Here is a 25,608-nt window from a genome sequence, read left to right as displayed (position 1 = left end):
TTCGGCAACGCGGGAAACCGGCTCAACCGTCCCGCTGGCCGCAGGTGGTCAAACCCTTCTCACAACATCACGCAGCGGTTGCGTCCGCGGTGCTTCGCGCGGTACAGCGCGCGGTCCGCGCGATCGAAGGCATCCCCCGGCGTATCACCCTTGCCCAGCACGGTGACCCCGCATGAAAGGGTAATTTGCACGGGTCGTTTCTGACCGCGGAAAGCAACGCTTTCGATGCAGGCGCGCAGGTTTTCGGCCATCGCACGGCCGGCCGCCGCATCGGTTCGTGGCAGCAGGACCACGAATTCTTCGCCACCGTAGCGCGCCAGCAAGTCGTCGGCGCGCAGCCGGGTGGCGAGTTGCTCGGCCACGATGCGCAATGCGCGATCACCCGCGGCGTGGCCGAAGCGATCGTTGATCTTCTTGAAGTGATCGATGTCGATGACCAGCAGGCAGGCTTCGGCGCCATCCTGCGTTACCTGCGCGCAGACCCGCTCGATGTCCTGCTCGAACGCCAGCCGGTTGGCGATGCCGGTAAGCGGGTCGATCGAGGCAAGCTGCTGCTTCTGCCTGAGACGGGCCTCGAACGATTGCGCGGAACGCTCCAGTTCGCCGATGCGCTGGCTCATCCGCTCCGACTGTAGGCGCCATTCGCGTTCGCGCGCGTCTTCGCGCTCGCGAAACGTCTTCAGGTGGCTGGCGATCGCGCCCAGCCGTGATTGCACCTCTTGGTGCAGGCTGCTCACATCGCGCGCCTGATGCAAATGGGTGCCCAGCGCGTCGATTTCGCTGGTCAGGTGACGGTCCAGTTCCTGTCGTGCGCCCTTGCCGTCGTGACGGTCGGTGCTCTCGTGGTCGAGGTAGCGCGTCAGTTCGCCCAGTTGCAGGGTGACCTGGGCCAACAGCGCCTCGGCGGCTGCGCGCTGGTCGTCGAGCTGCCGGTGATGGCGGTTGACCATGCAGGCGACAATTTCGGCCTGCGCGGCCAGTGCCGCCTCATCACTGGCCTGCAGAATCGCCTTGCGGACGTTGTCCAGGCGCTCGGTGGCGTTGTCCTCCAGTCCCAGGCGGTCGATCAATTGCAGCAACAGGCTGGCGGTGGCCGAACGCGGTGGCACAACTACTTCCGCCGCCACCTCGTCCATCGGCGCGACCGGCGCTGCTTCGACAGGCAAGGCATCAAGCGCGCGCACGGCATCGGTAAGACGAAGCAGCAACGACTCCAGCGCGGCCTCTTCGAGCGGCTCACGCAGGCGCTGGCGCAGTTCGCTCAAGGTGGCGTCGAGTATCCCGGCGCGGCCTTCGGCCGCATAGGTCAGGCGGGAACACAACCGACGCAACAGATTGTCGACCCGTCGCCAGCCCTCGCAGGCGCGTTCCAGTTGCTCGACCGTTTGCGACGACGCGACTATTGACCCCTGGGTATCCATCGCCTGCGCTTGCTCCGATTTTTTCGCATGTTAGGCGCCGGAATAGCGAAACGCACGCGTTATGGCAGGTCGCCGAGCCAATGAGGCTGTTGAACCGAACCCGGAGAATAGCCCGGCGAGGCGTCCACGCCATGACCAGGATCAGCACGGGCGGGCGAGTCAAACGGTAGCTTGCAGCGACTCAATGGGAGCGTCCTGCATATGTCGTTCGATATCGTGATCATTGGCGCCGGCCCCGCCGGACTGTGTTTCGCCCGCTCGCTGGCCGGCAGCGGCCTGCGCATCGCACTGGTCGAGCGACAGCCCGAGGCGGCGTTGAGCGCCCCGGCGGATGACGGGCGCGAAATCGCGATCACCCATCACTCGCAGCGCCTGATGCGCGAACTGGGCCTGTGGGCACGGCTGCGCGAGGACGAGATCGGCACCTTGCGCGACGCCATGGTGATCGATGGCGATGATCGCGACGGCTTGATGTTCCGCCACGACGAGACCGGCAAACCGCAGTTGGGCTGGCTGCTGTCCAACCATGCCATCCGCCGCGCGGCGTACGCCGAAGTGATGGCGCTGCCCGAGGTCGAGCGGATCACCGGCGTGCAGGTCACCGGCGTGCGCGCCGCCAGCGACGGCGCCCAGGTCGAGTTGAGTACCGGCGACATCGTGCACGCCCAACTGGTGGTCGCCGCGGACAGCCGCTACTCCGAATCACGCCGCGCCATGGGCATCGCCGCGGACATGCACGATTTCGGCAAAACCATGCTGGTGCTGCGCATGCAGCACGATGTGGCGCACCAGCATGTGGCGTGGGAATGGTTCGGCGTCGGCCAGACACTCGCCCTGCTGCCGCTGCACGATCCGCACACCTCCTCGGTGGTGCTGACCCTGCCACCGCAGCACATGCAGGCCCTACTGGTGCTGGGCGATGCGGCGCTGGAAGCGGCGATGGCCACCCGCTTCCAGCAACGCCTGGGCGCGATGCGGGTGGCCGGCCCGCGTTGCAGCTATCCGCTCGTCGGCGTGTACGCCAAACGCTTCGTGGCCGAACGCTTCGCGCTGATCGGCGACGCTGCCGTCGGCATGCATCCCGTCACCGCGCACGGCTTCAATTTCGGCCTGCTCGGCCAGGCCACCCTGGCACGCGAACTGCGCGCTGCGGCTGCGGCCGGGCAACCGATCCACAGCCCCGAGCTCCTGCGCCGCTACGAGCGCCAGCACCGCCTGGCTACGCGTCCGTTGTATCTGGCCACCCAGATGCTGGCGGGTTTGTATACCGACGACCGACGGCCGGCGCGGGTGGTGCGCAAGCTGACATTGCGGGCGGGCGCGCGGCTGCGGCCGTTCCGGATGGCGGTGATGAAGGGGCTGGTGGCGGAAGGTGGGACGGGAGTACGCATTTCCCGGTTTCGATTCCCGCGTCTGGGACGGGTGCTACCTGTTGGACCAATCACCCCTGACACGAATGGCACTGACCTAAGCCCGTCATCCTCGCGAAAGCGAGGATCCAGTGCCATTGGCCGTCCGTAAAAAACCGAAGTCACTGGATTCCCGCTTTCGCGGGAATGACGAAAGAGTGGCGATTCACGCTCAAATCAGCCATTCGTCCCTGACACCTTGTCTGCGGAGAATGACTCTCCGCCCCGTTTCTCAGTGGCCGCTTTCGGAAACCACCGAACCCGCCGGCGACGCGGCACTGCTCGCGCCGGCCAGCTTCTCGGGACGGGCGTCCCCGGACGCGTACTGCCCCACCTGCAAGGTGAACTGTGCTTTTTGTCCTGATGCCACTGCGGCAGGATCAACGTACACCTGAATCCTGTAAGTCGTCGCAGCGCCAACGGACTGCGACCACGTCTCCGCCCCGGACGTCGCCGTGTCGACCAGCGGCTTGCCATGGGTCTGGTCATCCACCTTGAAGTGCACCTTGGCGTTGCTGGAGATGACATTGACCTTGACGGTCATGCCTGCAGCGATGGCCACGCTGAAGTTCTGCGACGTGGCGTCCGCCCCCAGTATCCAGCTTTGCACCGCCCATGGTTTGCCGGGTTCGAACGTCACGGCAGTCGCCGGCGCCTGAAAGTCTTCGACCCCGTATTGGCCGATTTGCAACGCGTATTTCACGGTCTCACCGGAGGGCACCGCGGCAGGATCGATGTAGACCTGGATCGTATACGTCGTGTCCGCCGGGTTGACCGTTGTCCAGGTGGTCTCGCCAGTCTTCTGCGAATCCAGGACTGCTTTTCTGCGGTTCTGATCTTTCACCTTGAGTTGCACGTTCGGGTTGCGGGTGAGGAGATTGAGCTTGAACGTCTTGCCCGCCACGCCGGCAACCGTGTATTCGACCGACTTGTTGGAACGGTCAAGACTGCCGATTTCCTGCGCCCACACACTGTTTGGCGCAAAGGTCACGGCAACCGGCGTGTCGGCGGATACGGGCAGCGATACGCAGGCCACAGCCAGGCCCAGCCCCACGCCGACGGCGCCGCGGAGAAAATCGAAACGTGACATGTGTGGAACCCTCGCGTGGTTTGGAATTCGCTGGGGGATGCGTCGATGATTCCACGCCCGTGGCACCCGCATCGGCGCGGCATTCCAGTGCATGGCGGCACCTCACCCCTGAGTCGGCGCCGTCTGCGAACGATACGCCTAGTTCGCGTGGCTCGCGATATTGTCCTCGACAGGTTTTCTCCAACACGACGTTGCGCACGATCAGGTGGCGTGGGAATGATTGGACATTGGCCAGACCATGGCCCTGCTGCCGCTGCATGATCCCTACACATCCTCGGTGGCTGACCCTGCCACCGCAGAAAATGCAGGCCCTGCTGGCACTGGACGACGCAGCGCTGGAAGCGGCGGGACATAGTCCCTGACAACTTCGCTGGTCAAGCAAAATTGACCGTGCACCTTTGTGCTGGCGCACCAGCCCTGGCTAGTCCGAGCCCAAAACTTGCGGAACATAGACCCTTTTCAGCGGGATCATGCCTTTGTGCTGGGAATCGAACTTCTCGTAGTGCTGAAAGATCAGTTCAACCAGTTCGTCGCCATCGATCAGTCGAAGATTTGCCTTGCTCTGCTCGAAATTTCGGGATTGCGGGCTGAACGTGCCCAAGGTGATGAACAGACCGTACTCGCTGAGTGAGAGCTTGCCGTAGAGCGCGGACACGTCCTTGTCGGTAGCGGTGCCGGGGCTGCTTTTTACCTGAACCTTGATGATGGGAGGCTCGATGCCAAGATCGTCCTTGTGCGCGATGACATCGACGCTCGGCTCGTTCTTCGGCGTCAGGCGCGCGTGATAACCCATGCACTGCAGAAGGTGTACGACAAAACCTTCCAGCGGCAAACCCTTCAGCTGCTGCGCCAACCGCTTAAGCACGAAGTCACGGGTCGTATCCTCGATCTCTTCCGAAACCCCCGACACGGTCTCGTCCTGATCCACGGTCACAACCGCAGTGTCCTTGCCTTCCACCACGGCGCGGAACTCGTCCGCATAGTTCTTGATCTGGAACAGACTGAGCGCCGAGCCGATCTCGTACAGCGCGCCCTGAGTGAAATCGAGCCGCGGTACGTGCTTGAGCCATTTCACCTTGCGGCGATGCGGATAACCCTTTTCGCCGCTGGGCTCGTAGCGGTACTCACCGACGATGCGGCCAATGTGGATCTGTTTGTCCTGCTTGGATGGGTACGCCACCAGATCGCCCTGCTTCATTTCATGCAGAAAACGAAACGGGACGCCCGAGACCGTGGCGATGCCGCCCTTCTTGGCGTTTGGATAGGCCTGCACATACCGCTGCCTGAACGCTTCGCGGTCAGGCGACAGTTCGGACAAGTCGCCCATCGCATCCCAGCCCAACGCAATGCAGTTCTGCTTGAGGAACAACACGTCCGCATCACCAGTGCGTCCTGCATGGATACCCCAGATCGCGTTCTCGCTCATTCGACACTCCCCCTGGTCGCGCTCGTGTTCAATGGATTTCCGGATTCAAGCATGGCCCTTGCGTCATTCCAAAGGATTCGCTGCCATTCGCTGTCCTGGCCCGGTGGCGGGTCGATCAGATCCGAGGGAAACCAGCGATGGGTGTCGAGGGCTAGCACCTGCGGGACGAACAGCTGGCCATCGTCAAGACGCGCGAGCGCCTCCTGCCTGATGCCATGGCCGATGACCATGATGTCGAGATCGGCCGCGATGGCGCAGAGCGCCATCAGGTTGACGGTGCAGGGCGAATGATCAAGGCGCCAGTGATCGGAGAGCAGCCAGTAGCGGCTCAGCTCCTGCGTATCGAGCGTGTCGAAACACTCGCCGTAGGCAATGCACAGCGACCCCGTGCTTTGCGGGCCTAGCGGTTCCTTGCTGGCCACGAAGACGTGGATGATGCGATCGAGGTCGGGGAAAAGTTTCTGCCGCTGTTGCAGCCAGTCGTGATAGATCGACGGGTGCTTGTAGCCCTGCACGCGATGATGGCGCTGGGAGTCAACGCCATCCAGCCAACCACGGCGAAGGGCCACGTGTCCGCCGCCCAGTCGAGCAAGCGTGGCGTGAGTTTGTCCTTGAGATCATCCGCGTCGGCGAAGGCCGCGTTGGGCAGGGCCAGTGCCTCGGGCAGCAGACGGGGAATCTGCACACCGGCGACGCCGTGGGCGGCGAAGGCATCCAGCAGGCGTTGTGCCTGGGCGCAGGCGGGATTGCGGCGCCTCTTCCAAGCCGCCATCCCGTCGCGGCACAAATCCAGCGCGGGTTTGATAACGGCGCTCAGCATGAAGGCGATTGGGCGGCTGCGCTCACCAATGCATCGGCGAGGCGGGACTGGGTGGCGCGGGCTTGCTGCAGGCGCTCGCGCAGCTCGGCGCAGAGGCGGCGCAGTTGTTCGACGCGGGCGACGATGCGGTGTTGTTCGGCGAGGGGCGGGAGGGGTATCAAGAGCGCCCGAATATGACCTTGGTTTACGGTCTTCTGGCCAGCAGTCGTAACAAACATGGCCGATATTTTGTCCCTCACCACCTTCGCCGATCCAACCAGCTCAAGAAATTCGGGTGCAACAACCGATGCTGGCAACCGCATGCGGATGAAGTGATCGCAGTAGATTGCGTCTAGCTTTTGGGTACAGCGTACAAATTTCCCTACCAAGTCGGAGCTACCGTTGACCCTGATGATCAGGATGTCACCTGGGTCGATCCCGTACTTTCGCACTGAAACGGCATTGATGGGCAGCACTCTCGGGTCATGTAGCGCAACCCGGCCGTTGTTGATATCAGCGAGCCGAATGACTGTTACCGGAATTCCATTTGGATCGCCCCTACTTGAGGCGCCGTTCTGAAATTCAGGGTGCAGCGACCCAAGTTGCCGCCACTCCCAGCCTTCTGGCAAGTCGAATGGCTGACTTTCCTCAGGCACATCTGCAGACGTCATGCCACCGAGCAATTCGCTGGCTGGTTCGTCAGTGGGGTCCTGCGCAACGAGCAATCCGCGGACGGCGAGTTGCAGGAGGGTTTGTTCGAGGGCGTCGACGGCTTCGGGGCGGTCGAGCAGCAGGTCGAAGTGGGTGGCGATGCGCTGCCAGTTTCCGGCCAGCGCCTCGGCGGACTCGCTGGCGGCGAGCGCGTCGAACAGCGTGGCGACCAGCCGCGCATGCTGCTCGTCCTGCAGCCGGCCGTGCGCTTCCAGCGTGTCGCAAAGCTGCATTAGCTCCTCGACGCGGGCGACGATGCGGGCTTGTTCGGCGAGGGGTGGAAGCGGAATGACAAACTGTCGAAGCTTTCCGATGCTCAAACCTTCTCGTGACACGCCGACCTGCACATCCATCACAGTTTGTTGTACGTGCGAAGACATCAGCACGAGATGCAAGAACTTCCGGACGCTTCCGAGCACCGTTCGGATGATGGTGACGTGCTGACTTACGTTGGCCTCATCGAAATCGTCGGGCACCAGCGCGCAACGCCCAATGGACGCACCCGTAATGTTGAAGAGGATGTCGCCGGCCACAACCTTGGTGCCGCTCATCCGCTTGTGAACCGCCTCCGAAATGTAGGCCACGCCGTTCAACGCGAGGCCATCATTCCAGACGTTCTGAGAGCGAAGGAACTTCACGCCTGCAGAGACATAGACCTCGCGTCCTCCCAGTGGCGTACTTCCGGCTCCGATTTTTGAAAGCAGTTGGTCGAGACGAATCCATTGCCAGCCTGCTGGAAGCTCATAAGGAACCTCGTCTTCAGAGATTGGAAGACAGGGTTTCCCACGTTTGATCTCACCAACTGCAACCAACTTGGCCTTTTCTTCGTCAACCATCTGCATCAGGACAATTGCTGGTGCATCAGTGCGGGATTGCTCGACAAGCTTCCCCCGCACCGCCAACGACAAAATCAACTCCCGCAACTTCGCCACGCCCTGCGGCGCCGTCGCCAGCAGATCGAACGATATCGCAAACGCTGGCTCCGCTCGCAGTGCATACGACATGCCGCGTTCCGCGATACGCGATGCGTTCATACTTGCCTCGACAGTTCAACCATCGTCATTCCAGCGAACGCTGGACAAGCGCGCAGCGCGCAGAACGTCCGGAGGACGGCCTCGCAGGGGCAAGCGAAGCGAGTCATCCAGTGACTTTCAGAGTGCGCGGAGGCGCTGGACCCCAGCTTTCGCTGGGATGACGGCGTGGGGGTATGCAGTTGCATCTGGCTCATGCCTGCGCCTCGTCACCGCTCAACGCGGCACCGAGCAACGCCTTGAGCTGATCGCGCATCCCCCGCGCCTCGGCCTGCAATCGCTGGTAGTCAGCCAACAACTGATCCGGATCGAGACTGACCTGCTCCGCCGTGTGCGGATTCTTCTGGTCGAGGTTCCAGTTGGCCGCCTTGATCGTGTCGATGTCGACTTTCCAGGCGAACGCGTTCTCCACGCGGCTGGCGTAGTTGTCGGCCGGGTCTCCCCACCACGCTTTCTCCACGTCGAATTCCTCGATGCGGATCGGCTTGGTCTTGTTGTAGTTCTTTACGCCGGCCGGGTATTGATGCTCGTAGTACCAGACGTGCCGGGTGGGCTGGCCCTTGGTGAAGAACAGCAGGTTGGTCCTGATGCCCGTGTACGGGCTGAACACACCGTTGGGCAGGCGCACGATGGTGTGCAGGTTGCACTCGGTGAGCAGTTGCTCCTTGATGCGTGACTTGACGCCTTCGCCGAACAGGGTGCCGTCGGGCAGCACCACGGCGCCGCGGCCGTGGGGTTTCAGCAGGTGCTTGATCAGCACCAGGAACAGGTCGGCGGTTTCCTTGGTGCGCACGTCGGCAGGGAAGTTGCCCTCCACGCCTGGCTCTTCGGTGCCGCCGAACGGCGGATTGGTGACGATAACGTCCACGCGATCCTTGGCGCCGTAGTTACGCAGCGGATAGGTCAGCGTGTTGTCGTGACGGATCTCGCTGGGCACGTCGATGCCGTGCAGCAGCATGTTGGTGACGCACAGCAGGTGCGGCAGCTGCTTCTTCTCCACGCCGCGGATGGAGGTTTGCAGGATGGCTTCGTCCTTCGCGCTGCGCGCCTGCTTGCGCAGGTGCTCCAGCGCGCAGACCAGAAAGCCGCCAGTGCCGCAGGCGGGATCGAGCACGGTTTCGCCAAGCTGCGGATCGATCATGTCGACCATGAACTGGGTGACGGCGCGCGGCGTGTAGAACTCGCCCGCGTTGCCGGCGGACTGCAGGTCGCGCAGGATCTTTTCGTAGATGTCGTTGAACTGGTGGCGGTCGGCCTGACGGTTGAAGTCGATCGCGTTGATCTTGTTGATCACCTGGCGCAGCAGCTGGCCGGACTTCATGTAGTTGAAGGCGTCCTCGAACACGCTGCGGATGACGAAGCCGCGCGGGTTGCGCTTCAGGTCGCCGGGCAGCTCCTTCAGCGTGGGGAACAGCTGGATATTGAGGAAGTCCAGCAGGTCGTCGCCGGTGCGGCCTTCCGGGTCGGCAGCCCAGTCGCGCCAGCGCAGGTGCTCGGGCAGCGGCGACTTGTAGTGGTCGTGCATCACTTCGAGCTGTTCTTCATGGGCGTCGAAGATCTTCAGGAAGAACAGCCAGGTGAGCTGGCCGATCCGCTGGGCGTCGCCGTCGACGCCGGCATCCTGCCGCATGATGTCCTGGATGGACTTGACGATGGAGCTGAGGTTGGACATGGATGGTTCTGTGTTTGATGGGATTCCTTCTCCCATTGGGAGAAGGTGGCCCGAAGGGTCGGATGAGGGTTCAGGTGGAGCGTGGGGTTCGGGCTTCGGCCGTACCCTCACCCCAACCCTCTCCCGAAGGGAGAGGGGGCTAGGAGCCGGGTGGAGCTGGGCGGTACAGCTCCGCTTCCAGCGCCTGCAATGCCTGCAGGTATTGTGGCTTGCCGCCGAACGCCCGTACCAGCTCGATCGGCGTGCCGAGGTGGTCGATGGGCGGCAGGCGCAACACGTCCATGCTTTCCAGGGTCTGCACACCGCTGTCGGCGTACTTGTCGATCAGCGCGGCGATGACCTGGCGGGCGACCGGGCCGTATTGGGTGAACACGTTGCGCTTGCGCACATGGTTGGCGCGTTCGGCGCGGGTGAGCGGCGGCATGTCGTAGGCGACGTGCAGCACCAGGTCGAACGGGTCGAAGTCCTTGCCCACTTCGTCGGCCAGCGCGTCGGGGAACACGCCGTGGTCGTCCAGCTCGGCGATCAGCGCGGCTTTGCGCTCGGCCGTGCTCCATGCCTGCAGGAACGCATCCAGCGACTCGTACTGCCTCTTGATGTTGATGCGGGTGTAGTCGCGCAGGCTTTCGGTGATCAGCTTGCCGTCCGCATCGAGGTACTGCACGCGCTCCTTGGAGACGCTGACCGGCACGCGCCTGCCGTCGATGACGAAGCGCTTGACGATCTCGCCGCCTTCGCCGGGGCTGGCCGTGCTCGGGGAATCGCCGCCCTCGGCACTCCACGGACCGGGCTCTTCCCGCGTCCCGCCGGTCGACGGTGATGCCGGAGTCGGCGGCGGCTCGACGGGATCATTCGGGCCGGGCTGGTAGACCTGCACCGGATCGCCGTCGAAATCCTTGTCGGCAAACATCTCGGTGGCGCGCTTGAAATCCATGATGGTGAACCAGGTCTTGCCCAGATCCTCGCGCAGCCGCGTGCCGCGACCGACGATCTGCTTGAAGGTGGTCATCGACTTGATGGTCTGGTCCAGCACGATCAGCTTGCAGGTCTGCGCGTCGACGCCGGTGGACATCAGCCGCGAGGTGGTGGCGATGACCGGGAAGGTCTTCTCCGGGTCGATGAAGTTGTCCAGCTCCAGCTTCCCTTCCCGATTGTCGCCGGTGATCTGCACCACGTACTTTGGCTGGTTGACGCAGATGTCGGCGTTGGCGTTCGACAGCGCCTGGCGCATGCGTCCGGCGTGGTCGATGTCTTCGCAGAAGACGATGGTCTTGGCGTAGCGGTCGGTGGCCTTGAGGTACTGGGTGATTTTGTCGGCGACGAGCTGGTCGCGCGCTTCCAGCACCAGCGAGCGGTTCATGTCGCGCTGGTTGTAGATGCGATCCTCGATCAGGTTGCCGTGCTTGTCGGTCATGCCGGCGCTCGGGCGCCAGCCGTGCACGTCGCGGTCGAGGTCGATGCGGATGACCTTGTACGGCGCCAGGTAGCCGTCGTCGATGCCCTGTTTCAGCGAGTAGGTGTAGAACGGCTCGCCAAAGTAGTCGCTGTTGGAAATCTCCTCGGTTTCCTTCGGCGTGGCGGTAAGACCGATCTGCGCGGCGCTGCTGAAGTAGGTCAGGATCTCGCGCCACGCGGAATCCTCGGCGGCGCTGCCGCGGTGGCACTCGTCGACGATGATCAGGTCGAAGAAATCCGGCGAGAACTGCTTGTAGATGTTGTCCTCGTCTTCGCGGCCGGATACGGCCTGGTACAGCGACAGGTAGATTTCGTAGGACTTGTCGACCAGCTTGGTGGTCTTGTGCACGGCCAGGTCGAGCTGGTCGATGAAGCGCTGGCCCGTCTCGGCATCGACCCGCTCCACGCCCTTCTGGTTCGGACTGAGCTTGGCCATCGCACCCTTGAAGGGCTTGAAATCGTTGACCATGGTCTGGTCGATCAGGATGTTGCGGTCGGCCAGATACAGGATGCGTTTCTTCGCGCCGGACTTCCACAGCCGCCAGATGATCTGGAAGGCGGTGAAGGTCTTGCCGGTGCCGGTGGCCATGACCAGCAGCACGCGGTCGCGACCCGCGGCGATCGCCTCGACGGTGCGGTTGACGGCGGCGATCTGGTAATAGCGTGGCGGCTTGCCGGGAAACCACGCCGATTCCGCCACATGACGCACGTCAGCCGACCAGCCTTTCCAGGCGCAGTAGCGTTGCCACAGTTCGTCGGGGCCGGGGAATTCGTCGAGGGTGATCTCGCGTTCCAGCACGCCATCGCCCAGCGTGCGGTCGCGGAAGAGAAAGCCGTCGCCGTTGCTGGAAAACGCGAACGGCACATCCAGCAGGTCGGCGTATGCCATCGCCTGTGGCATGCCGGCGTTGAGCGAATGGGTGTTGTCCTTGGCCTCGATCACCGCCAGCGGGCGATCCGCGCGATGACACAGCATGTAGTCGGCGCGGCGGATGCTCGACTTGTCGCGCGCGGCACGGTGGCCCCGCACCACGATGCGGCCGGCCTTCAGCGTGAATTCCTGAAACACCTGCTCATTCACGTTCCAGCCGCTGGCGATCAGGGCGGGCGTGATGAACTTCAGGCAGATGTCCGCTTCGGACAGCTTTTTCTTATCCATGAAGCATGACTCTGGCGATTCCCCCGGCTCGAACACGCCAGAGCATAGGGCGTCGGATCGAACCGGGCCAGTCGACGGTGCATGTCGATGTCTTCGCACCGCCGCGTGCGCGGCTCTCAAACCAGCCGTGACCGTTGCCCGCTGCTCAATAGTGATACCGCAACTGCGCAATCAGCAGTGCGTCGGCGGTGGCCTTGTACACCATGCGGTGCTCGTCGTTGATGCGGCGCGACCAGTAACCCGCCAACCCGTGCCGCAAGGGTTCGGGTTTGCCGATGCCTTCGAGGGGATGGCGCATGTTGTCGTCGATCAGCTTGTTGATGCGCGCCACCAGCTTGCGGTCGTGGGCCTGCCAGTGGAGGTAATCCTCCCAGGCTGCATCGGAGAAGATCAGCTGCATGCCGGCCAGGTTCAGCGGGCCAGCTTGCGCGGCTTGCCGCCACCGGATTCCAGTTGCGCCATCGACTCCAGCAGACGGCGCGCATTCCTGGGGCTGCGCAACAGGTAGGCGGTTTCTTCCATCGACTGGTAATCGGCCAGCGACATCATCACCACCGATTCGTCCTTCTTGGTGATGATCACCGGCGCATGATCCTCGCAGACGCGCTCCATCGTCTCGGCGAGACTGGAGCGGGCCTTGGTATAGGTGATGGTGTCCATGGGCTGTCTCGATATGTACAATATTCTGTACGCAATCTAGCCGACGACCCGCAGGCAGTCAAATGCCCCGATGATGGGTTCAAGCCGGCGGTTCAGCCAGCGAGCGCCTTGCGTTTCTCCACCCCTGCCAACGCATGCATCACGTCCACCGTGCTGTCGAGCACCCTGGCAACCTTGACCCCGCGGGTGGAGAAGATTTCCGTCAGCGCCTGGTAGTAGCCGAGCGTGCCATCCCGGCCGCCGGTAAAGCGGTCGAACACGCGGGTGGCGACTTCGGGGTCTTCGAGGTCCTGCACGATGGCGCGGGCGTTGTGCAGCTTGTCGCAGGCCGAGACCAGCAGCGTGGCATCCGACGCTTGCCTGAGGTGCGCGAGGTAGGCGAGTTTGCGCTCGACCCAGTCGCGGCGTTTGGCTTCCGGATCGGTGTGGCTGGCCTTGCCTTCGGCGGTGCCATCGGTGCAGTCCATGACGATGTTGGCCACCGCGTCGCCGAACTGCCTGCGGATTATCGCTTCCTGCCCCGCCCCACAATCCTCGACCGTGTCATGCAGCAGGCCGGCGATGACCTGGTCTTCGTTGCCGCCAAACTCGATCACCAGGCTGGCTACGCCGAGCAGGTGATAGAGGTACGGGATATTCGAGCCTTTGCGCACCTGCGCGGCGTGGGCAATGCGGGCGTAGTCGACGGCCTGGCTGACGCGGTCGGAGAGTGTGGTCATATTGCCCCCTGTGGCGGTTTCATCGTGGCCAATGATGATGGTGGCGCGTCGCAAGGGTTGAGAGCGTAGTGGTGTCTCAGTCTGCCCGAGTTCGCTGAAGACGAATTCGTTCGACCTGGCTGGGTCCACCCAGTCATCACCATCAGAAAAGCAAAACGCCCCATGCGGGGCGTTTGTTTTTTGGCGGAGAGAGTGGGATTCGAACCCACGGTAGGCTTACACCTACGGCAGTTTTCAAGACTGCTGCCTTAAACCACTCGGCCATCTCTCCAAACTTGGTTCTTTATCCGCCGCATCAAACAAACCGGTGAATTGCCCTTCGACTTCGCTGCGCTACGCTCAGGGAGAACGGCTAGAGGGCGCTTGCGCGGGCTGCAATCCTATCAGGAACGGCTTTGCGGGGGACGGCTGGCGTCCTTCTTCGACAGGGCCACCAGGCAAACCGCCAGGATGGCCACCGGGATCAGCGCGCCCAGCAATGGCAGCAGCAGGATGGGTTCGCGCACGACCATGGGCACGAGCTGGGTGGCGGCGGCGAAGGTGATGATGGCGAGGCGCCAGCGGCGGCTGTGGCGGGCGAGCCAGAAGGCGGCGACCACGAGGATCAGCGCGACGACGGAGAGGTCGAGGTCGATGGTGGGCAGGTGCCAGACGTCGGCAAAGCCGAGGCGCATGCCGATCACGGTGGCCAGCACGGCCAGCAGGAAGAAGCTGGTGTAGAACTCCACCCTGCCCCAGCGCCCCGGCGCCCCGGCGGGCGCGTTCATGCGATGCGGTCCAGCCCGGCCATGTAAGGGCGCAGGGCTTCGGGGATGGTGATGGAGCCGTCGGCGTTCTGGTTGTTTTCCATCACCGCGATGAGGGTGCGGCCGATGGCGAGGCCGGAGCCGTTCAAGGTGTGCACCAGTTCGGGCTTGCCGGTGTCGGGGTTGCGCACGCGGGCCTGCAGGCGGCGCGCCTGGAAATCCTCGCAGTTGGAGCAGCTGGAGATCTCGCGGTAGGTCTGCTGGCTGGGCAGCCACACTTCGAGGTCGTAGGTCTTGCTGGCGCCGAAGCCCATGTCGCCGGTGCACAGCAGCAGCTTGCGGTATGGCAGGCCGAGCTTCTGCAGCACGCTTTCGGCGTGGCCGACCAGTTCTTCGAGCTGCGCGTAGGAGTCGGCGGCGCGGCTGATCTGCACCATCTCGACTTTCTCGAACTGGTGCTGGCGGATCATGCCGCGGGTGTCGCGGCCGTAGCTGCCCGCTTCGGCGCGGAAGCACGGCGTGTGCGCGGTCAGGCGCAGCGGCAGCGCGTCGGCATCCTGGATGGTGTCGCGCAGTAGGTTGGTCAGCGGGACTTCGGCGGTGGGGATGAGGTAGCGCCGGGTTTCGCCGACTTCGGTGGCGAACAGGTCGTCCTCGAACTTCGGCAGTTGCCCGGTGCCCTGCATGCTGTCGGCGTTGACGATCACCGGCACGTTGCATTCCAGGTAGCCGTGCTCGGCGGTGTGCAGGTCGAGCATGAACTGGCCCAGCGCGCGATGCAGGTGCGCCAGCTGGCCGCGCATGACGGTGAAGCGCGCGCCGGACAGCTTGGCGCCCGCGTCGCCGTCGAGCCAGCCGTGGCGCTCGCCCAGTTCGACGTGGTCTTTCACGTCGAAGTCGAAGCGGCGCGGCGTGCCCCAGCGGCTGACTTCGACGTTGTCGTTCTCGTCCTTGCCCACCGGCACGGATTCATGCGGGATGTTGGGAATGCCCAGCGCGATCTGCGCCAGCTTTGCCTGTACGTCGGCCAGCGCCTGCTCGTTGCTCTTGAGCTTGTCGCCCAGGCCGGCGACTTCGGCCATCAGTGCGGTGGTGTCCTCGCCCTTGGCCTTGGCCTGGCCGATGGCCTTGGAACGGGCGTTGCGCACGCTCTGCAGTTCCTGGGTTTCCATCGACAGCCGCTTGCGGTCGGCTTCCAGTTGCTCCACGGCCGCCGTATCCAGCACATAGCCGCGCGTCGCCAGCCGCTCGGCGGTTTCGGCGAGATGCGCTCGCAGCAGCGTGGGGTCGAGCATGGTCGTTCCTTTGGGTGATCAGACCGGCAATTATCGTGGCAGCCGGTGAAGGGGGCAAACGCATCGGCAGGCGCGGTGGCGCCAGAGAATGGCGGGGCCCAGGTAACTTTTCCATTGGCCGCAGCGAAGGATGGCTGGAATGCTTGCAGCAGGAGCTCGTCATCCTCGCGCAAGCGGGAAACCCGAGCTTGGGAATCGCAACGCATCAATCACGAGGATGACCAACTGATGACGAAGCAAGCTGCAACTTGGATTGGCGATGGCGGGCCGCCGTCGCCGACTCGCCTCAAGCCAGTGCAGGCGCGTCACCCATGAAGGGGCGCCGCCTGCTGCCCCGCCTGTTCATCGCGCTGCTGATCGCCGCGGCGATCACCGGCTTCTTCGTTTTCGACCTGTCGCACTACCTCAACCTGCACACGCTCAAGGCGCAGCAGCAGTCGCTGCAGGCGTGGCGCGGCGAGCATCCATGGCTGCTGGCTGGCGGCTTTCTGCTGGGCTACATCGCGATGGCGGCGGCGTCCCTGCCCGGCGCGGCGCTGGCCACGATTGCCGCCGGCGCAGTGTTCGGGCTGGTGGAAGGCACGCTGCTGGCCTCGTTTGCCTCGTCGATCGGTGCGACGCTGGCGTTTCTGGCTAGCCGCTTCCTGTTTCGCGATGCGGTGAAGCGCCGCTTCGGAAAGCGGCTGCACGTCATCGACGAGGGCCTCAAGCGCGATGGCGCGTTCTACCTGTTCACCTTGCGGCTGGTGCCGGCGCTGCCGTTTTTCGCGATCAACCTGCTGATGGGCGTGACCGCGCTGCCGGCGCGCACGTTCTACTGGGTCAGCCAGGTCGGCATGCTGGCCGGCACCATCGTCTACGTGAACGCGGGCACGCAGCTGGCGCAACTGGACTCCGCATCAGGCATCTTCTCGCCGGTGCTGCTGGGCTCGTTCGTGTTGCTGGGCATCTTTCCCTGGATCGCACGGGCGCTGGTGGCGCTGGTGCGCCGGCGCAAGCTTTATGCGCGCTGGAAGAAGCCGCGGCGCTTCGATCGCAACCTGGTGGTGATCGGCGCCGGCGCGGCGGGGCTGGTCAGCGCGTACATCGCCGCCACGGTGAAATCCCGCGTGACGCTGGTGGAAAAAGGCGCGATGGGTGGCGACTGCCTCAATGAAGGCTGCGTGCCGTCGAAGGCGTTGATCCACAGCGCACGGCTGGCCGCGCGTGCGCGCGATGCCGCCGCGGCGGGCGTGCAGGTGGGCGAGGTCAGCGTCGATTTCGCCGCAGTGATGGCGCGCGTGCAGCGGGTGATCGGCGACGTGGCGCCGCACGATTCGGTGGAGCGCTACAGCGAGCTGGGCGTGGACGTGCGCAAGGGCCACGCCACGATCGTGTCGCCATGGGAAGTGCGCATCGGCGACGAAACCCTCACCACCCGCGCCATCGTGATCGCCGCCGGCGCGGAACCGCTGGTGCCGGACCTGCCGGGGCTGGCCGGTTCCGGCTACCTCACCTCGGCCACCTTGTGGGCACTGCGCGAACTGCCGCCACGGCTGGTGGTGATGGGCGGCGGCCCGGTGGGTTGCGAGCTCGCGCAGGCGTTTGCGCGGCTGGGTTCCCGCGTGACCCAGGTCGAGCTGGGGGAACACCTGCTGGGCCGCGAGGATGCCGACGTCTCGGCGTTTGTCGAAGCTCGCCTGCGCGAGGACGGCGTCGACGTGCGCACCGGGCACAAGGCCGTGGCAGTCGAATCGGACGCGCAGGGAAAATCGTTGCGCTGCGAGCACGACGGCGAAACCGTCACCCTGCCCTTCGACACTTTGCTGGTGGCCGTCGGCCGTCGCCCGCGCGTCGAGGGTTACGGCTTGCAGGAACTGGGCATTCCCACACCGCGCACGGTCGAAACCGACGCGTACCTGCAGACGCTGTATCCCAACATCTACGCCTGCGGCGACGTTGCCGGCCCCTACCAGCTCACCCACGTCGGCGCGCACCAGGCCTGGTACGCCACGCTCAACGCCCTGCTGGGCGGGTTGTGGCGCTTCAAGGCGGATTACTCGGCCATCCCCGCCACCACCTTCGTGGACCCGGAAGTGGCGCGGGTGGGGCTCAACGAACGCGAGGCCAGCGAGCAGGACATCCGCTACGAGGTGACCCGCTACGACCTGGCCGACCTGGACCGCGCCATCGCCGAGGACGGCACGCGCGGCTTCGTCAAGGTGCTTACCGTGCCGGGCAAGGATCGCATCCTGGGCGCCACCATCGTCGGTGCGCAGGCCGGCGAGCTGCTGGCCGAGTTCACCCTGGCGATGACCCACGGCCTGGGCCTGGGCAAGATCCTGGGCACCATCCACGCCTATCCGACCTGGGCGGAAGCGAACAAGTACGCCGCCGGCGCCTGGCGCAAGGCACACGCACCGCAGGGCGCGCTACGCTGGGCGGAACGTTGGTTTCGCTGGCGGCGACGATGAAGACCCGGTTACTCCTGTGCATCGCGCTGGGCCTTGTCGCCTCGTCGGCCATGGCGGGCGACGAGGCGCTGTCGCTGCGCTTTTCCGACAGCGCCACCGGCAGCCAGTTGCCCGCGGGCTGGAAGCACTACCCGATGTCGCGGCACAAGACCCGCGCGACCATCGGGCTGGTGCGCGACGGCGACACCACCGTGCTGCACATCGATGCCAACCGCGGCGCGGGCGGCATCGCCCATGCGCTACGGTTGCCGCCGGAGCAGATCCTGAGCTGGCGCTGGAAGGTCGACCACAGCGTGGCGAAGGCCAACCTGGCAAGGAAGCGCGGCGACGATTTCGCGGCGCGCGTGTACGTGTTCTTCGACGTGCCGGCCAGCGCGCTGAGCTTCGGCCAGCGGCTGAAACTGCGCATGGCGCGCGCGGTGATGGGCCACGCCTTGCCACGCGCCGCGTTGTGCTACGTGTGGGACAACACCCACCCCGTGGGCACCATCGCGCCGAACGCCTACTATGGCGCCGTGCGCACCATCGTCCTGCAAAGCGGCAACGCGCACGCAGGCCAATGGCAGAGCGAGCGGCGCGATGTCGCCGCCGATTTCCGCGCCGCCTTCGGTCGCCCGGCGCCAGAAATCACCGGCGTGGCCGTCGCCAGCGACACCGACAACACCAGCGGCCATGTCAACGCCTGGTTCGGCGACCTCACCTTCTCGGCGCCCGCCGCCGCATCCGAGTCCACCGATGAATGACATCACCGTCGAGGCGCGACCGTCGTTCGCGCGCACGCTGCGCACGCATGGCGTGGCCCTGCCGCGCACGCCGCTGGAAATCCTGCAGGTCAACGTGGGCAAGCTGTGCGACCTGGCCTGTCATCACTGCCATATCGAGGCCGGCCCCAGGCGCACGGAGATCATGCAGACCGCCACGGTGGATCGCCTGCTCGCGCTGCTGGCCGACGCGCCGGCCATTCACACGGTGGATCTCACCGGCGGCGCGCCGGAGATGAATCCACACTTTCGCCAGCTGGTGCGCGAGTCACGCGCGATGGGCAAGACGGTGATCGACCGTTGCAACCTCACCGTCCTGTGGCGCGAGGGCCAGGAGGATACGGCGCAATTCCTGGCCGACCAGGGCGTGAAAATCGTGGCCTCCCTGCCCTGCTACACCAAGGCCAATGTGGAAAAACAGCGGGGGCAGCACGTGTTCGACCCGTCCATCCGGGCGCTGCGCATGCTGTCGCAGCTGGGCTACGGGCGCGAGGGTACCGGGCTGGAAATCGACCTGGTCTACAACCCGCTCGGCGCCACCCTGCCGCCATCACAGGCCGCGCTGGAGGCGGATTACAAGCGTGAGCTGGCGCTGCATTTCGACATCCACTTCAACCACCTGTTCACCATCACCAACATGCCGATCAAGCGCTTCCTGCACCTGCTGGAGCGCGAGGGCCGCTACGACAGCTACATGCAGACCCTGCTGGATGCGTTCAACCCGCAGGCGGCGCTGGGGGTGATGTGCCGCAACCAGTTGTCGGTGGACTGGCGCGGACATTTGTACGATTGCGATTTCAACCAGGCCCTGGAGCTGCCGCTGGGCGGCCGCGAGCTCACGTTGTGGGACATCGAGGCGCTGACCGAAATCGAGAACGAACCCATCGCCTTCGGCAGCCACTGCTACGGCTGCACCGCCGGCGCCGGCAGCTCCTGCGGCGGCGCGCTCACCATGTAGCGGGACCTGTAAGAGCGACTTCAGTCGCGACGCTCTCCGACGAACAGTAAAAGCGTCGCGACTGAAGTCGCTCCCACAAGGGAGCAGGTCGCGCGCCATTCACCAAACAACCACCCGAATCACAACCATGACCGACCACACCCAAACCAGAACCTGCTGCGGTGATGACTCCCGCGTTCGCGACGACGTGCGCGCGTACTACGGCGAGACGCTGAAAAACAGCACCGACCTGCGTACCACAGCGTGCTGCAGCACCAGCGCGATGCCGCTTCACCTGCGCGAAACCGTCGCCCTGCTGCACCCGGAAATCACCGCGCGCTTCTACGGTTGCGGCTCGCCCATCCCGCCCGCGCTGACCGACGCCACCGTGCTGGACCTTGGCTGCGGCACCGGTCGCGACGTCTACCTGTTGTCGCGCCTGGTGGGCGAACAAGGCCGCGTGATTGGCGTGGACATGACCGCCGCACAACTGGCCGTGGCCGAACGCCATCGCGATTACCACGCCCGTGCGTTCGGCCATGCTCGCAGCAACGTCAGCTTGCTGGCCGGTGATCTGGCGGATCTGGATGCGCTGGGCATCGCCGACAACTCGGTCGACGTGGTGGTCTCCAACTGCGTGCTCAACCTGGTGCCCGACAAGGCGCGCGCGTTTGCGCAGATCCTGCGCGTGCTGAAACCCGGCGGCGAGTTGTATTTCTCCGACGTGTTCGCCGACCGCCGCCTGCCCGCCGCACTGATGCTCGATCCGGTGCTGCTGGGCGAATGCCTGGCCGGCGCGTTGTACGTGGAGGATTTCCGCCGCCTGCTGGGCACGCTGGGTGTGGCCGACGCGCGCGTATGCGAGCGCAGCCCGGTCGAACTGACCGACCCCGCGGTGGCGCAGCGCATCGGCTTTGCCCGTTTCGAATCCATCACCTGGCGCGCGTTCAAGCTGCCGCTGGAGGACCGCTGCGAAGACTACGGCCAGGTCGCCACCTATCTGGGCACGCTGCCGCACCAGCCGCATGCGTTCGACCTCGATGACCACCATCATTTCGAAACCGGCCGCCCGCTGCGCGTCTGCGGCAACACCGCCGACATGCTGAGCGCCAGCCGCTACGCGGCGCATTTCCGCATCGACGGCGACAAGCAACGGCACTTCGGCTTGTTCGATGGCGTGCCTGATACGCGCGCCGTCGCTGGCACGGGCGGCGCCTGCTGCTGATGAACGCGAAGCCCGCCAGCGGCATCGATCAGGACATGGTGGCCGCGGGCACGCTGCGCCTGTCGGTGATCGTGCCACTGGCGCCGGGTGAAACAGCATGGCGCGGCTTGGTCGGTCAACTGGCCGAAGAGCTGCCCGACGATTGCGAAGTGATCGTGGTGCACGCCGACGCGCCGCCGTTGCCACCGCTGCCGTCGACGCGAGCCACGCTGCGCCAGATCAGCAGTCCAGCGGGTCGCGCGCGGCAGCAGAACAATGGCGCGGAAATCGCGCGCGGCCACTGGCTGTGGTTCGTGCATGCCGACTCCCGGCTGCAACCGGAAACGCTGACGGCCTTGCAGCGATTCACGCAGCGCGCGGATGACGCGCTGGGTTTCTTCGAGCTGGCTTTCGATCGCGACGGCCCGCGGCTGGCCGCGTTGAACGCCTGGGGCGCCAACCGTCGCTCGCACTGGCTGAAAATGCCGTTCGGCGACCAGGGACTGTTGTTGCCGGCGCATTGCTTCACCGCGCTCGGCGGCTTCGACGAGCGCGTGCGCTACGGCGAGGATCACCTGCTGGTATGGACCGCGCGCCGCGCCGGCCTGCCCATCGTCGGCGTGGGCGCGGCACTGCAAACCAGTGCTCGCAAATACGCGCGGCATGGCTGGTGGCGAACCACTTCGCGGCATCTCTGGCTGACCCTGGTGCAGGCGTGGCCGCAATGGCGCCGCCTGCGGCGTGAGCGGCGATGAACACGGCGCTGGCCATCTTCGTCAAGACGCCGGGCCATTCGCCGGTGAAGACGCGCCTGGCGGCGAGCATCGGGCAACGCCGTGCAGAACAGTTCCATCGACGGGCAGCCGCCGCCGTGGCCGCCGTGGCGCGAGCCGCGATGCCCGCGGTTGAACCGTGCTGGGCGGTCGCCGAACGCGACGCCCTCGACGATCCGATGTGGCACGCGCTGCCCACCCTGTGGCAAGGGGAAGGCTCGCTGGGCGCGCGGCTGCATCACGTCTGTGCGTCGCTGCAGCAGCGCCACGGGCGCGTGTTGCTGATCGGCGCCGATGCGCCGCAGATCGGCGCCGGGCTGTTGCGCGCCGCCGTGGACGCGCTGCGCGCTCCAGTCACGCCCTTCGTGCTGGGACGCGCGAACGACGGCGGTTTCTGGCTGTTCGGCACGCGCCAGCGGGTGCCGGAAGCGGTGTGGCTGGCGCCGCGTTATTCATGCGCCGACACCGCCAGCATGTTGATCGATGCCTTGTCGCGCCATGGCGCGATCGCGTCGCTGCCCATGCTCGATGACGTCGATGACGTCGACGATTTGGCGTCGCTCGTCACCGAGCTGAAAGCATTGGCCGAGCCGCTGCCCGAACAACGCGAACTGCTCGCGTGGCTGCTGGACGAATGCATGGACGACCCGAGAGGCCTCGAAAGATTGCTCCCCCTGCGCAGCGGGGGGAGCTGCCCGAAGGGCTGAGGGGGGCTTTTGGTCATGCGACACAAGATCAAGAGCGCCCCCATCCGCCTTCGGCACCTTCCCCCGCGTTGCGGAGGAAGGAAGCGTGAAGCGCAATGCCACGCCCGAACATCCGTACACCAACCTGCCTGGAGCCATCGCATGAATACCCAACCACCCACCGTCACCAACCGCCCCTGGACCCGCCGCATCGCCACGCTCGGCATGCTGGCCGGCGTCGTCGCGCTGCTGGCCATGCTGTCGGGGCCGCTTTATCGCGCCGGGTTGATCGGCCTGGGCGCCGCCTTTTCGAGCGTGTTCTTCGGCTACTGGATGGGCCTGCTGGCGGCGCTGTTCGGCGTGGTGGCGCTGCTGCTGGCGCTGTTCGGCCAACCGCGGCGCTACCTGGCGCGGGCGCTGGTCGCGATCGTGCTGGGCGTGATCGCGTTCGTGCCGCCGATGCTGTTCAAGCACAAGGCGGGGTCGGTGCCGGCGATCCACGACATCACCACGGATACCACCAACCCGCCGCCGTTCCAGACCCTGCTGGCCGCCCGCGCGGACGCGCCGAATTCGGCCGTCTACGGTGGCGCCGAGGTGGCGGCCAAGCAGCACGCGGCGTATCCGGACATCCAGCCGCTGCAGTTCGACGCGCCGCCGGCGACCGTCTTCAAGGCGGCGTTGGACAGCGCCAAATCAATGGGCTGGGTGATCGCGGCGCAGGTGCCGGATGAGGGACGCATCGAGGCCACCGCCACCACGTTCTGGTTCGGCTTCAAGGATGACGTGGTGATACGCCTGCGCCCCGAGGCCGGCGGTACGCGGGTGGACATCCGTTCCGAATCGCGCGTGGGCGGCAGCGACGTCGGCGCCAACGCCGCGCGCATCCGCGCCTACAGCCGCAAGCTGCGCGAGGCGGTGGGCGCCCACTGACGCACAAGCTGCTGTAGGAGCGCACCCTGTGCGCGATGCGTTTGAGTGACGTGGAACAGCATCGCGACTGAAGTCGCTCCTACAGGTTCACCGCCGATGGAACGGTTGCAGCATCAGCGCGCCGAAACGCTGCTCGCGAGGTTCGCGAAACCGGTCCAGCCCCAGCTGCAGCGTGGCCTGCGGCTGGCGCGGGGCGTCGCGATAGCTGCGGAACAGGCGGTCCCACCACGACACGTTGAAGCCAAAATTGCTGTCGTGCTCGTCGCGCCGCACCGAGTGGTGGATGCGGTGCATGTCCGGCGTGACCACCAGCCAGCGCAGCGCGCGATCGAGACGTGGCGGCAAGGCCAGGTTGGCGTGGGTGAACATCGCAAAGCCGTTGAGCAGGATCTCGAACGCCAGCACGGCGGCGGGCGCGGCGCCCAGCGCCAGCACCGCGCCGATTTTCAGGCCCATCGAAAACAGGATTTCCAGCGGATGGAAACGCACGCCGGAGCTGGCATCCAGCGCCAGGTCGCTGTGGTGCAGGCGGTGCAGCCGCCACAGCCAGCCCACGCCGTGCATCAGCCGGTGCTGGGCGTAGATCAACAGGTCCAGCGCCAGCAGGGTCAGCGCGAACGCCAGCCACGATGGCACGGCCCACAGGTGCAGCAGGCCGAAGCGATGTTGCTGCGCCCATGACGCGGCATCGATGGCCAGCCACGGCAGCAACAGGCGCAGGCAGAGCGCGCCGACCAGGCCGAAACCCAGGTTCACCGGCCAGCGATGCCGACGGTCGGGGTCGCCCTGGTGGCGCGGCCAGCGCCATTCGGCCAGCACCAGCAACACCAGCAGCAACGCGAAGATCGAAATGCGCCACGCCACGGCGTTTATGGGGATGCCGGCCAGCGCAGTCACGACCCTTGCGCGTCGCGACGACGCTTGCGCAGGTCCAGCAGCTTCTCGCGCAGTTGCAGTTCCAGGCCGCGCTCGACCGGCTCGTAGAACACGGTACCGACCAGCGCATCGGGCAGGCATTGCTGATCCAGCGCGATGCCGCCTTCGGCGTCGTGGTCGTACTGGTAGCCCTTGCCGTAGCCCATGCCTTTCATCAGCTTGGTGGGCGCGTTGCGCAGGTGCATGGGCACCTCCAGCGTGCCGCCTTCGCGTACGGCGGCGCGGGCCTTGTTGTAGGCCATGTAGGCGGCGTTGCTCTTGGGGGCGATGGCCAGCCAGATGGCCAGTTGCGCCAGCCCAAGCTCGCCCTCGGGGCTGCCCAGCCGCTCGTAGGTATCCCATGCATCCAGCGCCATGCGCCACGCGCGTGGCTCGGCCAGGCCCACGTCTTCGACCGCCATGCGGGTCATGCGGCGCGCGAGATACAACGGGTCGACGCCGCCATCGAGCATGCGGCACAGCCAGTACACGGCGGCGTCGGGATCGGACGAGCGCACCGACTTGTGCAGCGCCGAGATCTGGTCGTAGAACTGCTCGCCCTGCTTGTCGAAGCGGCGGGTGCGGTCGGCCAGCACCTGGCTCAGCGTGGTCTGGTCGATGCGCCGGTCCTCGGCCAGCTCGGCGGCGATTTCCAGCAGGGTCAGCGCACGGCGCACGTCGCCGTCGGCGGCCTGGGCGATGGAGTCCACCGCCTCATCGTCGACCTGCAACTGCAGTGCGCCCAGCCCGCGCTCGCTGTCGGCCAGCGCGCGTTTCAGCGCAGCGATGATGTCGTCGCGGGAAACCGGTTCCAGCACGTGCACGCGGCAGCGCGACAGCAGCGCGGAATTCAGCTCGAATGAGGGGTTCTCGGTGGTGGCGCCAATGAAGATGATCACGCCGCGTTCGATATGCGGCAGGAAGGCGTCCTGCTGGGTCTTGTTGAAGCGATGCACCTCGTCCACGAACAGCACGGTGCGCCGGCCCTGGGCAAAGTTCATCTCGGCCTCGGCCAACGCCTTGCGCACGTCCGGCAGGCCGGAAAGCACGGCGGAAATCGCGCGGAAATCCGCTTCGGCGTACCGCGCGATCAGCAGCGCCAGCGTGGTCTTGCCGCAACCGGGCGGCCCCCACAGCACCATCGAATGGATCTTGCCCGCCTCCAGTGCGCGGCGCAGCGCCTTGTCCGGCCCCACCAGTCGTTGCTGGCCCACGATTTCGTCGAGGCTGCGCGGGCGCATGCGCTCGGCCAGCGGCTTCAGCGCGTCGGTGTCGGTGGCGAACAGGTCGGCGGACGGGGAAGGGTTGCGAGGCATGGGCGGATGATAACCCGCCGTTTGTGGGCGCCGCGTT

22 protein-coding genes and 1 tRNA gene are annotated in these 25,608 nt (G+C 65.4%); 8 read left to right on the top strand and 15 right to left on the bottom strand.

Annotation, left to right across the window (positions count from 1 at the left end):
• Positions 1-59 precede the first annotated feature (59 nt).
• A complete protein-coding gene (locus ABD017_RS03515) occupies positions 60-1,421 on the bottom strand; it encodes a GGDEF domain-containing protein (RefSeq protein WP_343880178.1) in 1,362 nt (453 codons plus the stop codon).
• Between the two features lie 201 nt (positions 1,422-1,622).
• Between ABD017_RS03515 and ubiM the strand changes: the two genes are divergently transcribed.
• Positions 1,623-2,942 (top strand): 5-demethoxyubiquinol-8 5-hydroxylase UbiM, encoded by a 1,320-nt coding sequence (gene ubiM / locus ABD017_RS03510; RefSeq protein ID WP_343880176.1) that lies wholly within the window; start codon positions 1,623-1,625, stop codon positions 2,940-2,942.
• Between the two features lie 120 nt (positions 2,943-3,062).
• Here the strand turns inward: ubiM and ABD017_RS03505 are convergent, their stop codons facing one another.
• The 12 genes from ABD017_RS03505 to serS form a co-directional block, all read right to left on the bottom strand.
• Entirely contained in the window at positions 3,063-3,920 is an 858-nt protein-coding gene (locus ABD017_RS03505; protein WP_343880174.1) for a hypothetical protein, read from the bottom strand.
• 421 nt (positions 3,921-4,341) lie between these two features.
• Positions 4,342-5,346 (bottom strand): restriction endonuclease, encoded by a 1,005-nt coding sequence (locus ABD017_RS03500; protein ID WP_343880172.1) that lies wholly within the window; start codon positions 5,344-5,346, stop codon positions 4,342-4,344.
• Entirely contained in the window at positions 5,343-5,915 is a 573-nt protein-coding gene (locus ABD017_RS03495; RefSeq protein WP_343880170.1) for a hypothetical protein, read from the bottom strand. Before ABD017_RS03495 ends, ABD017_RS03500 begins: the two co-directional genes overlap by 4 nt.
• A 244-nt stretch (positions 5,916-6,159) precedes the next feature.
• Positions 6,160-7,890 carry a restriction endonuclease subunit S gene (locus ABD017_RS03490; RefSeq protein ID WP_343880168.1) on the bottom strand — a complete coding sequence of 577 codons (1,731 nt, stop codon included), beginning with the start codon at positions 7,888-7,890 and terminating at the stop codon, positions 6,160-6,162.
• Between the two features lie 190 nt (positions 7,891-8,080).
• Positions 8,081-9,559: a type I restriction-modification system subunit M gene (locus tag ABD017_RS03485; protein ID WP_343880166.1), complete on the bottom strand. Its 1,479-nt coding sequence runs from the start codon at positions 9,557-9,559 to the stop codon at positions 8,081-8,083.
• Between the two features lie 139 nt (positions 9,560-9,698).
• A complete protein-coding gene (gene hsdR / locus ABD017_RS03480; RefSeq protein ID WP_343880164.1) occupies positions 9,699-12,173 on the bottom strand; it encodes an EcoAI/FtnUII family type I restriction enzme subunit R in 2,475 nt (824 codons plus the stop codon).
• Between the two features lie 145 nt (positions 12,174-12,318).
• Complete coding sequence (locus tag ABD017_RS03475) at positions 12,319-12,573, bottom strand: Txe/YoeB family addiction module toxin (protein ID WP_343880162.1); 255 nt, start codon at positions 12,571-12,573, stop codon at positions 12,319-12,321.
• Between the two features lie 11 nt (positions 12,574-12,584).
• Positions 12,585-12,833 carry a type II toxin-antitoxin system Phd/YefM family antitoxin gene (locus tag ABD017_RS03470; RefSeq protein WP_108472895.1) on the bottom strand — a complete coding sequence of 83 codons (249 nt, stop codon included), beginning with the start codon at positions 12,831-12,833 and terminating at the stop codon, positions 12,585-12,587.
• A gap of 92 nt (positions 12,834-12,925) precedes the next feature.
• Complete coding sequence (locus tag ABD017_RS03465) at positions 12,926-13,552, bottom strand: HD domain-containing protein (RefSeq protein ID WP_343880650.1); 627 nt, start codon at positions 13,550-13,552, stop codon at positions 12,926-12,928.
• A 181-nt stretch (positions 13,553-13,733) separates the two neighbouring features.
• Positions 13,734-13,823 (bottom strand) — tRNA-Ser (locus tag ABD017_RS03460).
• 112 nt (positions 13,824-13,935) lie between these two features.
• Entirely contained in the window at positions 13,936-14,319 is a 384-nt protein-coding gene (locus ABD017_RS03455) for an LrgA (RefSeq protein WP_343880159.1), read from the bottom strand.
• Complete coding sequence (gene serS / locus ABD017_RS03450; RefSeq protein WP_343880157.1) at positions 14,316-15,593, bottom strand: serine--tRNA ligase; 1,278 nt, start codon at positions 15,591-15,593, stop codon at positions 14,316-14,318. Before serS ends, ABD017_RS03455 begins: the two co-directional genes overlap by 4 nt.
• A gap of 311 nt (positions 15,594-15,904) precedes the next feature.
• Here serS and ABD017_RS03445 point away from each other — a divergent pair, with 311 nt between their 5' ends.
• The 7 genes from ABD017_RS03445 (at position 15,905) to ABD017_RS03415 (ending at position 23,340) form a co-directional block, all read left to right on the top strand.
• On the top strand, positions 15,905-18,046 hold the full coding sequence (locus tag ABD017_RS03445) for an FAD-dependent oxidoreductase (protein WP_343880155.1): 2,142 nt from the start codon (positions 15,905-15,907) through the stop codon (positions 18,044-18,046).
• On the top strand, positions 18,043-18,789 hold the full coding sequence (locus tag ABD017_RS03440) for a DUF3047 domain-containing protein (protein ID WP_343880153.1): 747 nt from the start codon (positions 18,043-18,045) through the stop codon (positions 18,787-18,789). The genes ABD017_RS03445 and ABD017_RS03440 overlap by 4 nt, the downstream gene beginning before the upstream one ends.
• Positions 18,782-19,765 (top strand): arsenosugar biosynthesis radical SAM (seleno)protein ArsS, encoded by a 984-nt coding sequence (gene arsS, locus ABD017_RS03435; RefSeq protein WP_343880151.1) that lies wholly within the window; start codon positions 18,782-18,784, stop codon positions 19,763-19,765. The genes ABD017_RS03440 and arsS overlap by 8 nt, the downstream gene beginning before the upstream one ends.
• Before the next feature lie 127 nt (positions 19,766-19,892).
• A complete protein-coding gene (locus ABD017_RS03430) occupies positions 19,893-20,969 on the top strand; it encodes a methyltransferase domain-containing protein (RefSeq protein ID WP_343880149.1) in 1,077 nt (358 codons plus the stop codon).
• Positions 20,969-21,703 (top strand): TIGR04283 family arsenosugar biosynthesis glycosyltransferase, encoded by a 735-nt coding sequence (locus tag ABD017_RS03425; protein ID WP_343880148.1) that lies wholly within the window; start codon positions 20,969-20,971, stop codon positions 21,701-21,703. The genes ABD017_RS03430 and ABD017_RS03425 overlap by 1 nt, the downstream gene beginning before the upstream one ends.
• Positions 21,704-21,747: 44 nt before the next feature.
• Positions 21,748-22,428 (top strand): DUF2064 domain-containing protein, encoded by a 681-nt coding sequence (locus ABD017_RS03420; protein ID WP_343880146.1) that lies wholly within the window; start codon positions 21,748-21,750, stop codon positions 22,426-22,428.
• Between the two features lie 141 nt (positions 22,429-22,569).
• Positions 22,570-23,340, top strand: a complete 771-nt coding sequence (locus ABD017_RS03415) for a DUF1499 domain-containing protein (protein WP_343880144.1) — start codon at positions 22,570-22,572, stop codon at positions 23,338-23,340.
• 87 nt (positions 23,341-23,427) lie between these two features.
• Here ABD017_RS03415 and ABD017_RS03410 read toward each other — a convergent pair whose 3' ends face one another.
• Together ABD017_RS03410 and ABD017_RS03405 are read right to left on the bottom strand one after the other, a co-directional pair.
• A complete protein-coding gene (locus ABD017_RS03410; protein ID WP_343880142.1) occupies positions 23,428-24,237 on the bottom strand; it encodes a sterol desaturase family protein in 810 nt (269 codons plus the stop codon).
• Positions 24,234-25,571: a replication-associated recombination protein A gene (locus tag ABD017_RS03405; protein ID WP_343880140.1), complete on the bottom strand. Its 1,338-nt coding sequence runs from the start codon at positions 25,569-25,571 to the stop codon at positions 24,234-24,236. The genes ABD017_RS03410 and ABD017_RS03405 overlap by 4 nt, the downstream gene beginning before the upstream one ends.
• Positions 25,572-25,608: the final 37 nt, after the last annotated feature.

It is taken from the genome of Rhodanobacter caeni, assembly GCF_039523575.1.
GTDB classification, from domain to species: Bacteria; Pseudomonadota; Gammaproteobacteria; order Xanthomonadales; family Rhodanobacteraceae; genus Rhodanobacter; species Rhodanobacter caeni.
The sequence above is the reverse complement of the archived record's forward strand: the minus strand, read 5'-3'. Positions and strand labels throughout refer to the sequence as shown.